Source organism: Vibrio sp. 10N.222.52.B12 (genome assembly GCF_002875385.1).
In the GTDB taxonomy this organism is placed as follows: Bacteria; Pseudomonadota; Gammaproteobacteria; order Enterobacterales; family Vibrionaceae; genus Vibrio; species Vibrio jasicida.
On record NZ_MDAW01000095.1, the window covers coordinates 116,242 to 130,114 of the forward strand.

The 13,873-nt window shown below is 43.1% G+C and carries 10 protein-coding genes; 9 read left to right on the plus strand and 1 reads right to left on the minus strand.

Annotated elements, in window-relative coordinates; all coding sequences use genetic code 11:
• Positions 1 to 43: 43 nt before the first annotated feature.
• From tssI to BCT11_RS04720, 9 genes are all read left to right on the plus strand, one after another.
• Positions 44 to 1,879: a type VI secretion system tip protein TssI/VgrG gene (gene tssI / locus BCT11_RS04680; protein ID WP_102387373.1), complete on the plus strand. Its 1,836-nt coding sequence runs from the start codon at positions 44 to 46 to the stop codon at positions 1,877 to 1,879.
• 11 nt (positions 1,880 to 1,890) lie between these two features.
• Positions 1,891 to 2,181, plus strand: coding sequence for a PAAR domain-containing protein (locus BCT11_RS04685; RefSeq protein ID WP_038867681.1), 291 nt, complete (start codon positions 1,891 to 1,893; stop codon positions 2,179 to 2,181).
• Positions 2,182 to 3,027: a hypothetical protein gene (locus tag BCT11_RS04690; RefSeq protein ID WP_042606081.1), complete on the plus strand. Its 846-nt coding sequence runs from the start codon at positions 2,182 to 2,184 to the stop codon at positions 3,025 to 3,027.
• A gap of 9 nt (positions 3,028 to 3,036) precedes the next feature.
• Positions 3,037 to 7,326, plus strand: a complete 4,290-nt coding sequence (locus BCT11_RS04695; protein WP_157939350.1) for a polymorphic toxin type 15 domain-containing protein — start codon at positions 3,037 to 3,039, stop codon at positions 7,324 to 7,326.
• 1 nt (position 7,327) lies between these two features.
• Positions 7,328 to 7,999, plus strand: coding sequence for a GAD-like domain-containing protein (locus BCT11_RS04700; protein WP_241908979.1), 672 nt, complete (start codon positions 7,328 to 7,330; stop codon positions 7,997 to 7,999).
• A gap of 103 nt (positions 8,000 to 8,102) precedes the next feature.
• The gene (locus tag BCT11_RS04705) at positions 8,103 to 8,477 is read left to right on the plus strand and encodes a hypothetical protein (RefSeq protein ID WP_038867675.1); all 375 of its coding nucleotides are present in this window, start codon (positions 8,103 to 8,105) and stop codon (positions 8,475 to 8,477) included.
• Positions 8,478 to 8,559: 82 nt separating this feature from the next.
• A complete protein-coding gene (locus BCT11_RS04710; protein ID WP_102387375.1) occupies positions 8,560 to 8,805 on the plus strand; it encodes a hypothetical protein in 246 nt (81 codons plus the stop codon).
• A gap of 140 nt (positions 8,806 to 8,945) precedes the next feature.
• Positions 8,946 to 10,082: an exonuclease SbcCD subunit D gene (locus BCT11_RS04715; RefSeq protein WP_102387376.1), complete on the plus strand. Its 1,137-nt coding sequence runs from the start codon at positions 8,946 to 8,948 to the stop codon at positions 10,080 to 10,082.
• Between the two features lie 12 nt (positions 10,083 to 10,094).
• Positions 10,095 to 13,151 (plus strand): SMC family ATPase, encoded by a 3,057-nt coding sequence (locus BCT11_RS04720; protein ID WP_102387377.1) that lies wholly within the window; start codon positions 10,095 to 10,097, stop codon positions 13,149 to 13,151.
• A 101-nt stretch (positions 13,152 to 13,252) separates the two neighbouring features.
• Here the strand turns inward: BCT11_RS04720 and BCT11_RS04725 are convergent, their stop codons facing one another.
• Positions 13,253 to 13,633: a cystatin domain-containing protein gene (locus tag BCT11_RS04725; RefSeq protein WP_045406775.1), complete on the minus strand. Its 381-nt coding sequence runs from the start codon at positions 13,631 to 13,633 to the stop codon at positions 13,253 to 13,255.
• Positions 13,634 to 13,873: the final 240 nt, after the last annotated feature.

Consider the following 13,873-nt stretch of genomic DNA (forward strand, 5'->3'; position numbering starts at 1 on the left):
AATTTGCGGGGATCCTTTCCCCGCATTTTTTAAGAAGTGTACAATGAAAAAAGCAACTCAAGACAATAACTTCATTCGAATTTTTACACCATTTGGTGAGGATGCAATAATTCTGAATTCCTTCGAGTATAAAGAGGCTGCTTCAGAGCTTTTTTCATTGCATGCTTACGCTTATTTTAATGGGCAACAAGCTGAGTTAAATCAGATTATAGGCAAAGAAGTGACGATCAGTATGGATAATCATTCATTGGTATCGTTACAACCTAGATATTTTCATGGCGTAGTTTCTAGGGCTAAACTGTCTGGGACTCGAGTTTCGACTGTTGATAGGGGTGAGCAATATAAAAATATAGAGTTGATAATCGAACCAAAGTTATGCTTCTCAAATTATCGGACAAATTGCAGAATATTTCAGTATAGAGATGTGAAAGAGATCGTATCAGAAATTCTTGCTGAGCATGAAATTACCTTCAGTTTTAAGCTTACTAAAGCTTACACCAAATACACATATAAAGTGCAATACGAAGAATCTGATTTGGCCTTTGTAAGGCGAATTTTGGCGGAGGAAGGTATCGCGTTCTGTTTTTTACATTCCGATTCAGATCATGTCATAGAATTTTTTGACGATATCAGTTACTACAACCCTTCGGCAGAATTTATTGTAGAGCACTCAACTGGTAGCGCAGCATCTAGCCATATCTTCTCATGGAATGAAACTCAGTCCCTCACGACAAAAAGCAGTCATTTGTCCGGTTTCAATATGTTGAAGCCAAGCTCTTATCCGAAGCACTCTGCTAACGGGTCAACCAACTTCTTCACCGTTCCAGTCAGTGAGCATTACGAGTATTTGGCGGAGACTGAAACCAATGACCAATTCGCATTAAGAAACATGCATAACATCGAGTCATTGCAACAAAATGTTTATCAATGCATGGGGGAAACGAGTTGTCGATCATTTGCGGTTGGAACGTGTTTTAAGTTCAAAAAACATGAAGATAAAAGTCGAATTGGTAAAGAGTATGTGCTGTCTTCTGTCTCCGTTTCAGCTTCGGTATTCAATCAGACAGGTCAGGGTGGTACCGCCAACCAAGGCGTGAGAGTTGCTTTTTATTGTGTTGATTCAAAAACGATATTGCGTCCATTAGCTAGGTTTGGAAAACCACAAGTTCGAGGCCTTCAAACGGCCATAGTGACAGGAAACAAAGAAGGTGAAATCTATATAGATAAGCATGGGCGAATCAAAGTTCAGTTCCACTGGGATCGTCAAGGAGAGCATGACGCAAACAGTTCATGTTGGATACGTGTTGCTCAGACAGTAGCAGGAAATGGTTGGGGGAGTGCTTTTCATCCTAGAGTAGGACAAGAGGTTATTGTTGACTTCGTTAACGGTGATCCAGACCAACCTATCGTCACGGGTTCTTTGTATAACGGTAACCAAGGAACACCGTATAGCTTGCCGGATCAAGCATCCCAAAGTGGTTACAAATCTCGATCAGTGCAGAAAGGTGGCAGCAATTTTAACGAATTACGTTTTGACGACAAACCTGGTGAAGAGCACGTCTATTTACACGCCGAAAAATTATTTCAAATGTTGGTAGAAGATTGCGCGGAAATTACCGTTGAAAATAACAAAACGGAAACCGTGACCAACAATGTAACGCAGGACATCGGCCAAAACTCGACGCTTAACGTTGGAAAAAATCATAAAACTGACGTTGGTGAGGCCTTGTCGGTTTGCGCTGGGAAGAGTATCGAAATTAAAGTTGGCGGAGCGTCGATACAAATGTCTAGCTCTGGGGACATCAATATTAAAGGAAATAAGATCTCGATCAACGGCTCCAATATCGGTCTGAAAGCTGGCCAAATATCTTTGAACTAGGGAGAAAGCAAATGGGAAAACCCGCTGCTGTCTTAGGAAGTCATCACGTCTGTCCAGCTAAAACCGGAAAAGTACCTCATCAGGGCGGCCCTGTAGCGATAGGTTCTGCAAACGTAAAAATTTCAGGTATTCCAGCTGCGAGGCAAGGCGATAAGCTAGTATGCGTTGGACCTCCTGATAGTGTTTCTTCGGGCTCCTCCAGCGTTAAGATCAATGGAAAACCGGCAGCCAGACTAGGAGACTCTACCGCCCATGGTGGAAAAATTGTCGCTGGCGTCACTACGGTTTTAATTGGGGGATAAATGCCGATCATATTTGACCCTGTTTTTTGTGTTCTAAACGGAAGAGAATTCTCTATTGAACAATATGCTAACAACACACTTAACGTGTCTGATGATGCTATACGTGTAAAGAGTCATGCCAATAATTTGGAAGATAGGGTTCAATCGTTACTCGAGAATCTTAGTCATCACATTCATGGTTTTGACATTCAAGCGCCGGTGTGTGTGTTACTTCCTCGGGTATCATGCAAGTCAGTGCTGAAGCGTATTTCCTCCGTTATTTTGTCGTTGTTTAATCTTGAAGCTAATCCACTTATTCGTTTCTATCCGTATGGTGAAGCGTCGCTCTTAATGGCATTGAGTCAATTGGAAGAGCTTAGTCATCAAAACACAGTTCCATGGATTATTGCGATCAACCTTGCACAGGGTTCAAGCAGCAAGTTTGATGTATATGATTCATTAGTTGTGGCGCGTTGCGTTGCGGTTAAAGAGGGGCTTAACGTTCGGACTCAATCAATAGATCTCGAACTTACGCCATTAAATACGGCGACAGATAATATCGTTCGGCAGTTAGGCAACGCTTCTGAACAAAGCTTTGATGAACTCTTATTGTCTATAGGAATTGAAGAAGAGCCACAATGGCTCAACTCGATTCACTTTTTGTCTTCATGGATTAGTGCGGAGACTCGATACATCTTTTCCGATTCCCGAACAGGCCCTTTAGGGGCGTGTGGTGGTCTTCTAAAAGCACTCTCTCTCTGTCATCGACAACGCGTTAAACATGTCGAGAACTTTCAAGTCTTACAAGTGGATATAGAGACTCAAGGCTATGCCATTGGCACGATTTTCAATTGGTGTAGTGAGTAAAGATTTAAAATGAACGCACAAAGGATTGTTAAGCTCACAACGCTGGACGGCGAAGCCTATTTGTTTTCTTCGCATCAACCCCCATTTGGTAAACAGGAACGATTCACGTCTGTCAGAGCGGCTGAAATCTTTGTCGAACGTTTTTATTACTCTGCGTTTGATGAACTCAGAGAAATTGCGTCTTGGTCTACTGCGACCACGTATTTCTCCGCAGAGATGAAAGAGCTCACTGACGAGGACCTTTATAAGCGTATTGCTGAGAGCTTATTTGAGCAATCGTTGTTCGCCTTTCAGGCACCTCAACAAGCGCCTAGTACCTATTACCCCCCAACAGAGATACCTACTGATCTAATTGCCAAGACGAACGATAAAAAAGCAAAGTCGACAGATGACAGTCCTCATAAAAGCGAGAGTAAAAGTAGTGATACTCCCCAAAATGAGAGCAGTAAAAAACATGCAAAAGCAGGTGATCCTGTCTCTTTGGTAACGGGCGAAGAAAACTTAACACTAACTGATGTGCGACTACCTTTCGGCTTAGTGTGGCAGCGGACTTACCGATCTTCGCTTTCTGATAAAAATACAGGACTTGGTTTTGGTTGGCGACATATCTTCCAGTATGAACTGAAGGATGTACTGGATGAGAAAGAACAGATTATTGGCTGGCTCTTTATAGATGAAATGGGAGACTCCATCTTATTTCCCCCTGTTTCTAAAGGAGGGGTGAGTTACCAAACTTATACCGATTCGACTTGCCAATATCATCCAAATGGTTATCGATTGGTTACGATAAATGGCAGTGTACAAGTCAAGTTTGTTCAAGTAGAGGAGCTCTGGTTAGCTAGTGAGATTCGACTTGGGCTCATGAAAACAGTAAATCTAGAATATTCACGTAATCACCGCATCACCCAAGTAAACGTCAATCGACAAGCAAAACTTGAATTACAATATAACAAGCAAGGATTACTTGTTGAAATACGCCATCCTACAACCCTAGCTACTCTAGCTGAGTATCAATATGACCGTACCTTTTGTTTAACCAGGGCCACGGATGAACATCGGCAAGCAGAATCTTATCAATATAGTGATACCTGTTTACTAACTAGACGAACACGTGCAACAGGATTTTCGCATTATTTTGACTGGATAGGTCGAGGCGTGAGTGCTAAGTGCGTAAGTAATTGGGCGGATGATGGCGCGTATCGATATACTTTTGAGTTCCAACCGACTCAATCGACTGTTGTCGATCCGAGAGGTCATGCATGGCGATACAAACACAATGAACAAGGAAAGTTGCTTGAGCGTGAAAGCCCTGAATCAAGACGCTGGGTATATGAATATGATTCGAAAGGGCACTTGGTAAATGAAGTATCACCGGATGGCTGCTACGTCACTTACACCTATAATCAATTTGGGCAACTAAAAAACAAACGGCATTCTTCAGGTGCAACGGAACATTTTGACTATGATGAATTCGGTTGTAGTACGAGACATCAGTTGCCTGACGGTGAAACCATTGAAAACCAATTTAACGCGCTCGGCCAACTGGTTTGGCAACAAAGTAAAGAAGGTAAACAAGAGCGATACCGATACGATAAACATGGCCGCTTAGTTGAAAAGGTTATTGACGCTGGCGCATGTGTTCAATGGTGGTGGGATGATGAGCATCAACTTAGAGCGAAGAAAACCAATAAAAGTCTCTTTCGCTACAGTTATGATGAACATGACCTTGTAAATGGAATCGCTTATCCGGAAGGTCTTGTCTCCGGCTTTGAGCGCAATCAAAATCGTCTAATTACCCGTCTGTATTTTCAGAATTCGAAAGATGAAATTTTACGCGAACATCGATACGAATATGACGACTTCGGCCGTGTCAAACTTATCAGTACACCGAGAGGGAAAGTAGAGATCAATTGGAGCAGCCTTGCTCAACCTGTAGAGGTTTTTAAACAAAATAAAAGCGTCATGTCGTTCTCTTATGACGAAGAAAGGAACCTTAAAACTATCGAGCGTTCCGATGGTTGTAAGTACGAATTTGCATATACACCTGATGGACAAATTCAGTCGACGATAAACTTCGACCAAATACATACAAGTTATAACTACGATAAGGCTGAGCGACTAAGCAAGATTAGGCGCCGGACTAACCAAGTTAGCTTTCGTTATGATGACCTTGGGCGAGTCGTCAATATTCGAGCAATTGGAAGCGGAAAGGGAGTAGAAAACCATTTCCAATATAGCTTAGGCGGTAAACTAATCCACGTGCATAATCGCTTCTCGATGTCTTCTTATACCTATAAAGATACAAAATTGGTAAGTGAACAGCAGGGACGCTATTCCTTCCACAACAGATATCTTAATAACGGTTTACTCCAGTCCCAATGTTATAGTGACGGTACTGAAATCTCCTACCAATACGACGAGTACGGTGTGGTGCGTTCCATTTCTATTCAAGGGGGGGCGCACACCACAATACAGTTTAAATACGATGACTTACAGCGAATAACTCGTATTCAGTATGGCACTAAAGGGGAAACAAAAGAGTTTGATGGATTAGGAAGACTAAAGCGTCAAATATGGGAGAGTTTGGAGCGAAAGTATCATTACAACGCACAGCATCTTTTATCTCTTATCGTCGACAGTGAGAAGGGGCCCCAACATTATCAATATGATGACCTCGGCCATTTAGAAAGGGTAAAGACGCAAACCTCTGAGGAGTCATATATCTATGACAGTTTTGGCAACTTTAATGATGAAGGTGCACAGCTAGAATATGACCGCCTTGTTGAATACCATGGCGTCAGGTACGACTACGACGAACTAGGTAACAGAACCAGTAGTCAAGGTAATGGATTAGAGCAGCGCTGTACTTACGATGCTAAAGGCCAGCTAATTTTTGTCGAGAGCGAAGGGCGTTTATGTCAATTCGAATACGACGCACTAGGCCGAAGAATCAAGAAAATCAGTGAAAATGGCACCACTGAATTTATTTGGCAAGGAAGTCATTTAGTCGGCGAGTATTCTCGTTCGGGTTATCGGTGGTATCTATATCAACCAAACAGTTTTGTTCCGCTTGCTCTTATTGAAAACGGTGAGTGTTATTTTTACCAATGTAATCAAATCGGAACCCCAGAACGTTTGGTGGACTCGAAAGGGCAGGTAGTTTGGCAAGCAGCATACGATACCTTTGGATTTGCTCACGTTGCAATCGAGACGGTTAAAAACAACCTTCGCTTACAGGGGCAGTACTTCGATATTGAGACTGGTCTGCACTACAACTTAGCACGCTACTACGACCCTCAAATAGGTCGATTTATCCAACCCGACCCCCTAGGGCTGCTTGGTGGAACCAACCACTATCAATTCGCACCAAACCCTGTCTCGTGGGTTGATCCTCTGGGTTTATGTGCAAAAGAGGATGCGCATACAGTTCTAGCAGGGCATAACGATAATGCTCCGGAGAGGATGGTCTACGAAAAAGCAGCGGTTAATATTTCTGGGCCAACGATTGAGGAACTTATCGCAGATCCGACTTTACAGGGTATTAACGCTGTAAATATCGATCCAATATCGATGATGGTCGAAGGGATTGAAGATATGATAAATGCAGGGAACGCATTTATCGATAATCCTTCATTCTCTACTGCAACGAGTATGGCTATCACCGCAATACCAGGCAGATATGCGGAAAAAGTTGTCGATGAACTGCCGCTGAAAAAACTCGATAACGCCATGGTGAAGTCTTTGAGCACCATGAAGCGATTTAAAGTGCCTTGTTTTGAACCTGGGGCAACGATTAAAGGTAAGTTCAAAGGCAAAGAGCGTGAATTGGAAAGTCATTTTGCTCGCCAACTAAGGCATCAAGAAGCGGGTCTTAATGACTTGACCGTGGGGGAATACATCGAAAATCGCAATTGTTACAAAGAAATGAAACGAGCGGGAACGGGTATGGCTCAGGAGGATTTCAGAAAGCAGTTTTCTCGTCAATTGAATAGTTCGCTAGCTGAAAGCTTTAAGTTGAAAATGAGCCCTATGGACGCCAAAAAAGCGGCGAAACAAAGAACATCTGAGATTATGGATAACCTTGCGGCTTTGCATGATCCAGATATGATTGCAGGCGGGGCTGACAAGGTGAATAGGATGGGGAATAAAGGGGTTAACTCCTCAATTGGCTCTCAGTGGCGCACAAAGTCGCGCTTAACTCAGATGGATGAGCAAGCACAACGTGCATTTGAAAACCTAGGACCAGATGCCAAAATGAATGTTTCGCTGGAGCGCTGCCCATTACGTGGAATTAAATAAGATGAATGACGAATATTTTGAAATGTTTATAGAAGAGTTTGGCGAGCCGACCGAACATATTCAGGCAACTGACCAACAAGTTGAAGCATATCGAGGCATACTTCCAGATCAGCTACTTAAATACTGGCAAATGGTCGGTTTCTCTGGCTTTAACGATGGTCTATTCTGGATCACCAATCCCGCAGAATTTGAAGATGTGCTTGAATCTTTTCTTGACGATACAGAGTTCGCACACTTTGACAATTACCATGTGATCGCTCGAAGCGCCTATGGTCAACTCTATTTGTGGGGAGAGCGAACAGGTGCGTCACTCGATATAGCGACACACTTAAATTGGATAATGACAAATCAAGGACACGCAAAAGACATTTCTAAAGGCGATGCTAATATTGCAATTCAAAGCTTTTTCGGTTTTCAAGATAAAGAATATATAGACGTAGAAGTTAGTTCAAGACCTCTCTTTCCGTCTGCGGTTAAAAAACATGGTCCAGTGGGTAAAGAAGAAGTGATGGTGTTTACCCCTTACCTATTTATGGGGGGCAAGAAGTCCGCAGATGCTATGACCAAAGAAGATCTACATGTATTTTTACAGGTTATGGCGGATTTAGGGGGAGCCGAAATTATCGATATGGCGTCAATGGTCGGCAATGTCCTTAAAAGTCACAGAGAGTAACCCGTCCTGCATAGCAAAACTCAAGCTCACGCTTTGTGGGCTCTTTTGTTTACCCAGTATCGATCTAGATAGATATCTTTTAAACAATCAGTTTGGCTGAATAGTGATCACACACAAGGCAAGAGTTCTTAGCTTAAACTCAGATATTGAAGAAGAAGTTACGCTTGAAGTTAATGGTGTCGAATTAACCTGTTTTGCCGGGGTGTGCCCCTATGAATTGTATATTGGGCAAGAATATCCCGTTACATTTGAAATGTTGGATTTTGAATTAACAGAGCAGGAAAGTGCAGACGAAACTAGTATGACAAGGGTCGATAGTACCTATGCTTATAAGCTATTAGGTAGACTAAACGGTGGGACCATAGACGCTGGACTTAAGATTTGTGATGATTTTTTAGAGTCTGATTATGCATATTTGGATGGTCAGTTTATTTGTCTCTGTGTCGAGCGGTTGGACGTAGAATTTTTAGATAGGTAAACCGAGTGCTTAGGGCATGTTCTTTGCTCCCAAATAATGATCGGGTTTGTGCAAATAAATTAGGCAAAGGATATAAACGCAAATGAATAATGAAAACTCTACACTAGTTCGCTTTGTTATGAATGTTGATAAATTGAAAAAAGTACCTCATCAATCCTATAGCCTAGATGGACTGAAAAATGGTGAGTGTTTGTGTGTGGTCAATCAAGATGATTCTTGGCAAGTTGTATACAACAGTCAAGGAAGAATTACGTCTGTAACTGAATGTCAAAATGAAGAAGATGTGTATGAGGAACTATATCGCCAAATCTCAGATGCTTATGGTTAGTAGATTTTAAGTGCGCACAATTAGCTCGTTTTTACTTTAACTCCAGCATACGCCACAAACCACATGAAAAGCTTACGAACTCACGATATCCTAGGGGGATAATAAGATAGCGCCATGTAGATGGCAGAAAGTGAATTCGAATGAAGTTTATCCATACCTCAGATTGGCATCTTGGCCGACAGTTTCATAACGTCTCTTTGCTTGACGATCAGCAAGCCGTTCTTGACCAGTTAATCCAATACATTGAAAACAACCCTGTTGATGCAGTGGTAGTTGCTGGTGATATTTATGACCGTTCTGTCCCACCAACCATTGCGATTGAGCTACTTAACAAAGTAGTGAAGCGAATCTGTGGTGAGCTAAACACGCCGATGATTTTGATTTCTGGCAACCATGATGGTGCGGAGCGCTTGGGTTTTGGCTCTGAGCAGATGAAAAATGCGGGTCTTCACATTATCAGTAACTTCGAAGACATGCTTACCCCTGTTGTTATTGAAACCGAGAGCGCAGGGAAAGTGGCTTTTTATGGCATGCCTTATAACGATCCTGAGCAAGTCCGTTTTGCCTACCAAGAACCCGTTTCGACCCACAATCAAGCGCACAAGTTACTTGCCGAGAAAATCACTGAGCAGTTCCAACCAGAGCAACGCAACGTGTTAGTCAGCCACTGCTTTGTCGATGGTGCCATTGAGTCTGAATCTGAGCGTCCACTTTCGATTGGTGGTTCTGACCGCGTCAGTCACGAGCATTTCCTCAACTTTGACTATGTAGCGTTGGGGCATTTGCATCAGCCACAGAAAAAAGGCGAAGAATACATTCGTTATTCTGGTTCACTGATGAAATACAGCTTTGGTGAACAAAACCAGAAGAAAGGTTTCACGCTGGTGGAAATTGACCAAAACGGGTTTGTCTCGGCAGAGCACATTAACCTTGCTGCACCTCATGAGATGCGAATCGTTGAAGGTGAACTTGAACAAGTAATAGAGCAGGGCAAAACCGATCCGAAAAACGAAGACTATTTATTGGTACGTTTGATGGATAAGCACGCAATATTAAACCCAATGGAAAAGCTACGTACTGTTTACCCAAATGTTTTGCACCTAGAAAAACCGGGAATGTTAATTGGTGTCGAGCAGGAAATGGCGCAAGCAAAGTTGGCGAGAAGTGAGATAGACATGTTCCGAGACTTCTTTTCGGAAGCGCAAGACAGCCAACTATCGCAAGATCAAGATCAAGCGATAAGTGACATCATCAAACAACTTTCTCAGCAGGCTTAGTAAGGACCAAACATGAAACCCATTAAACTGACAATGCAGGCTTTTGGTCCGTTTGCTCAAACAGAAACGATTGAGTTCGACAAACTGGGAACTAACCCTTTGTTTCTCATCAACGGTCCTACTGGTTCGGGTAAAACCTCGATTCTCGATGCGATTTGTTTTGCGCTTTATGGTGAAACGACGGGCAACGAGCGCCAAGGTATTCAAATGCGTTGCGATATGGCAGCGCCAACGTTATTGACCGAAGTGACGCTAGAATTCTCTTTACACGGCAAGTCTTATCGAGTGATTCGCTCACCAGAACAAGAAGCACCAAAAGCGCGTGGTGAGGGCATGACGGTGCGTAAGCATACCGCAGCTTTGTATGAGATTACGGACGAAGAAAAGCTGATCACTAGCAAAACAACGCAAGTAAAGACAGAAGTGACCAATATTATTGGCTTGAACGAAACTCAGTTCCGCCAAGTGATGGTGCTACCACAAGGTAAGTTCCGAGAGTTGTTACTTGCGACGTCCAAAGAGCGTGAAGAGATATTTGGTCAGCTATTCCAAACGGATATCTACAAGAAGATTGAATATGCGCTGAAAGATAAAGCGAGTGCCATTAGCAAAGCCAAAGACGAGTTTGACAACCAGATTCGAGGCGCACTGCAGGTAGCTGGTGTTTCTTCAGAAGCGGAATTGACAGAGCAGCGCGAAGCCTTATCTGTTCAATTTGAATCTGTACAAAAGCAAGAGCAAGAATCTCTGGCGCAATTAAATGCGGTAAAAACGGAACTGCAAAAAGCAGAAGCGCTGAGCAATGAGTTTAAAAAGCGCGAGCAAGCCGAAGTTGCATTGAAGCAACATTTGGAACAGAGCGGTGCTGTCTTATCACGTCAATTGCAGTTAGACAATGCGAAGAAGGCAAGCAAGGTTGAGTTGCCTTATGTCACGTTACAAAATGCCTCAAAGCAAACGCAAGAGCTTGAGCAAAAGGTGGCTAAGCTATCTCAAGATCTTACTGTGGCAAATGACGCGGTAAAATCCAAAGAAGGCGCATTGCAAACCACGAAAGAACAAGCTGCACAATTGCCAAAACTGACAGAGCAGCAATACCAACTTGAAGGCATGAAAGGAAAGTTGGTTGAAAAGTCAGAGCTAGAGAAAACCATTAACGCAGGTTTGACGGAAAAGTCGGAGTTTGAGTCAACGCTTAAGAAATATAGCGCTCTGAAAGAGAAGTTAACGCTAGAGGCGCAACAAGGTCAGAAGTCACTAGATCAAGCTCGAGTCGATGTTGCAAGTATTGGCAGTGTAGAGGCTGAGATAAAACAGCAACAACGTTTGATGCAAGACCTACAAAAGCTCACTGGCTTAAACCAAGAGCTGGCGAAATTGGATGCGTTGACGCTTAGCAAACAAGCTTCGGTTGACAAAGCAAAAGCGCGATACGCAGAACTTCAACGCTCAGCAGATACACTTGAATTGAGCTGGCACAATGCTCAAGCCGCTGTATTGGCTCAGCGCTTACAAGCCGGTGAAATGTGTCCGGTGTGCGGTAGTGTAGAACACCCTCAACCCGCTCAATTTGTTGGTGAAGAGGTCACTAAGGATCAAGTTCAAAACGCTCGAAATATAGAGCGAGAAGGGCAAGTTGCGCTTAACCAATTGAACAATCAATTGGAGCAGCACAATATCGCAATCGGACAATACAAGCAGCAGATTGAGCAACTATCCGTTGAGCTTGGTCAAAACGCATCAATGGATTTAGGCGCGTTGCAAGCGTCCATGCAGCAGCTCGATGAACGTCTACAGCAATTGTCATCGATTAACTTGGTTCAATTGGAACAAAGCGTCAATGAGTTAAACCAGCGTTGTGTTACTGGGGAAGGTAAGATCAATGATCTGCAAAACCAGATGGCAGCGAATGAATCGACGATAAAAGTGAACCAAGAGCAATTGGCTAAACTCTCAGCTTCGTTAGATGCTAAGTACTCGTCACTTGACGTTCTTGAGCAAGAGATTGTTGCGATTCAAAAACAGATTACCGAGTTAAATACCGCATTCGAGTCTGCACAAAACCATTTGCAACAAGCCGTGCTGGCGAAGACCAATATTGAAAGCCAACTGACAACCAATCAACAGTGGTTGAATGAGGCACTCGATCGTTTGAACACAGCCAAAGCTGATTGGAACCAGGCTTTGCAGGCGAGCGCATTCGAGGATGAAGCGCAATTCATAGCATGTAAAGTTGATGAAGCCGAGATGCAGATTTGGCAGCAAGAAATTGATGTGTTCAAACAGACCCAAATCAAGCTAGAACAAACATTGGCAGATTTGAGTTCAACATTGAAAGACTTGGCATTGCCTGATTTAGATGACCTTAACGTTAAGTTAAACAGCATTCAGCAAAGTTACGTTGAAGCGCGTAATCAGCTTGATAGCACGCGCTCTCTGTTTGAACGTCTAGAGAAAGTCCGTAATGACATCGCGACGTTACATGACAAGAACACTAAGTTAGAAGACGAATACAAAGTGTTTGGCACCTTGTATGACGTTGCAAGCGGTAAAACGGGTAGCCGTATCAGTCTGCACCGATTTGTCCTTGGTGTGTTATTAGACGATGTATTGATTCAAGCCTCACAGCGTTTAAGTCTGATGAGTAAAGGTCGTTATATCTTGGCTCGTAAAACTGAAGGCTTTAAAGGTGCTGCAGGGCGAGGCTTGGATTTGGTGGTTGAGGATAGCTACACAGGTAAAACGCGCGATGTCGCGACGTTATCAGGTGGTGAATCTTTCATGGCAGCGTTGGCATTAGCGCTCGGTCTATCTGATGTTGTGCAGTCTTACAGTGGCGGTATTCGCTTGGATACGCTGTTTATTGATGAAGGTTTTGGCAGCTTAGATCCGGAATCTTTGGATCTTGCGATTCAAACCTTGGTCGACTTACAACAAACGGGTCGCATGATTGGCGTGATTTCTCATGTATCCGAGCTGAAAGAGCAAATGGCGCAACGCATTGATGTCGAACCGTCGCGACTTGGTTCTACAGTTTCTGTGAAGTCTCAGATAGCATTTGATTCTTAATCGGTAAAGGTAAACGGTACCGGTAAACATTGATAAACAAAACGCCCCGCTGGATTACGGTGTAAAATAGCGGGGCTTTTGGGTTTTCAGTTTCGAAGCATTTATTGTTCGCAGAAGCGACCTTCTTTCGGTGATTGCGTAATCGCATATTCACCATCAAGATTGCGGTAAACAACCGCGTTCCAAACTGAACCGTCATTCAATTCAAACTCTATCGCGTAGTTCACACCACTCACAATTTGTGCATGAACGGACAAGATCTGTTTAAACGAAGAGAGAGTTTCCATTTTGTTTAGGACAAAGGCCATTGCCTTTTGAGCGTCTGGGGTAGCATCGAATTCGTTCCACCCACCTGGCATATTTCCTTGTGTATTACATACATCTGCCGAGGTTGTTGACTGTGTCGCTTCATCTTGAGTTTTTTGCTGACATCCGACAAGCAAAACCAAGATTGCGCAAGCTGACACTGTTTTTAATTTCATAAAATTAACCTCTGTTTGCAAGCACGCATTATAAAGCTCGGTGTTAAAGCACAATGTCTACGTTGTGCAAACTTTTGATATGCAGAGGGTTAAATCCTGATGAAATCGTTGCGAGCGAGCTCCAAAAAAAGAAGATTGGTTAAGTTTTTGTGGGATTTTGATAGAACGTCACGCTTAATTGCGAGCGCAGCTTTACGGTTCATTTCGCGTCATGAATTAAGATCACAATTATAAAATAGA

Bases quoted from the DNA above. Each gene is read 5' to 3' on its own strand.
- tssI (WP_102387373.1), top strand. From the start codon at position 44: ATGAAAAAAGCAACTCAAGACAATAACTTCATTCGAATTTTTACACCA.
- BCT11_RS04685 (WP_038867681.1), top strand. From the start codon at position 1,891: ATGGGAAAACCCGCTGCTGTCTTAGGAAGTCATCACGTCTGTCCAGCT.
- BCT11_RS04690 (WP_042606081.1), top strand. From the start codon at position 2,182: ATGCCGATCATATTTGACCCTGTTTTTTGTGTTCTAAACGGAAGAGAA.
- BCT11_RS04695 (WP_157939350.1), top strand. From the start codon at position 3,037: ATGAACGCACAAAGGATTGTTAAGCTCACAACGCTGGACGGCGAAGCC.
- BCT11_RS04700 (WP_241908979.1), top strand. From the start codon at position 7,328: ATGAATGACGAATATTTTGAAATGTTTATAGAAGAGTTTGGCGAGCCG.
- BCT11_RS04710 (WP_102387375.1), top strand. From the start codon at position 8,560: ATGAATAATGAAAACTCTACACTAGTTCGCTTTGTTATGAATGTTGAT.
- BCT11_RS04715 (WP_102387376.1), top strand. From the start codon at position 8,946: ATGAAGTTTATCCATACCTCAGATTGGCATCTTGGCCGACAGTTTCAT.
- BCT11_RS04720 (WP_102387377.1), top strand. From the start codon at position 10,095: ATGAAACCCATTAAACTGACAATGCAGGCTTTTGGTCCGTTTGCTCAA.
- BCT11_RS04725 (WP_045406775.1), bottom strand. From the start codon at position 13,633: ATGAAATTAAAAACAGTGTCAGCTTGCGCAATCTTGGTTTTGCTTGTC.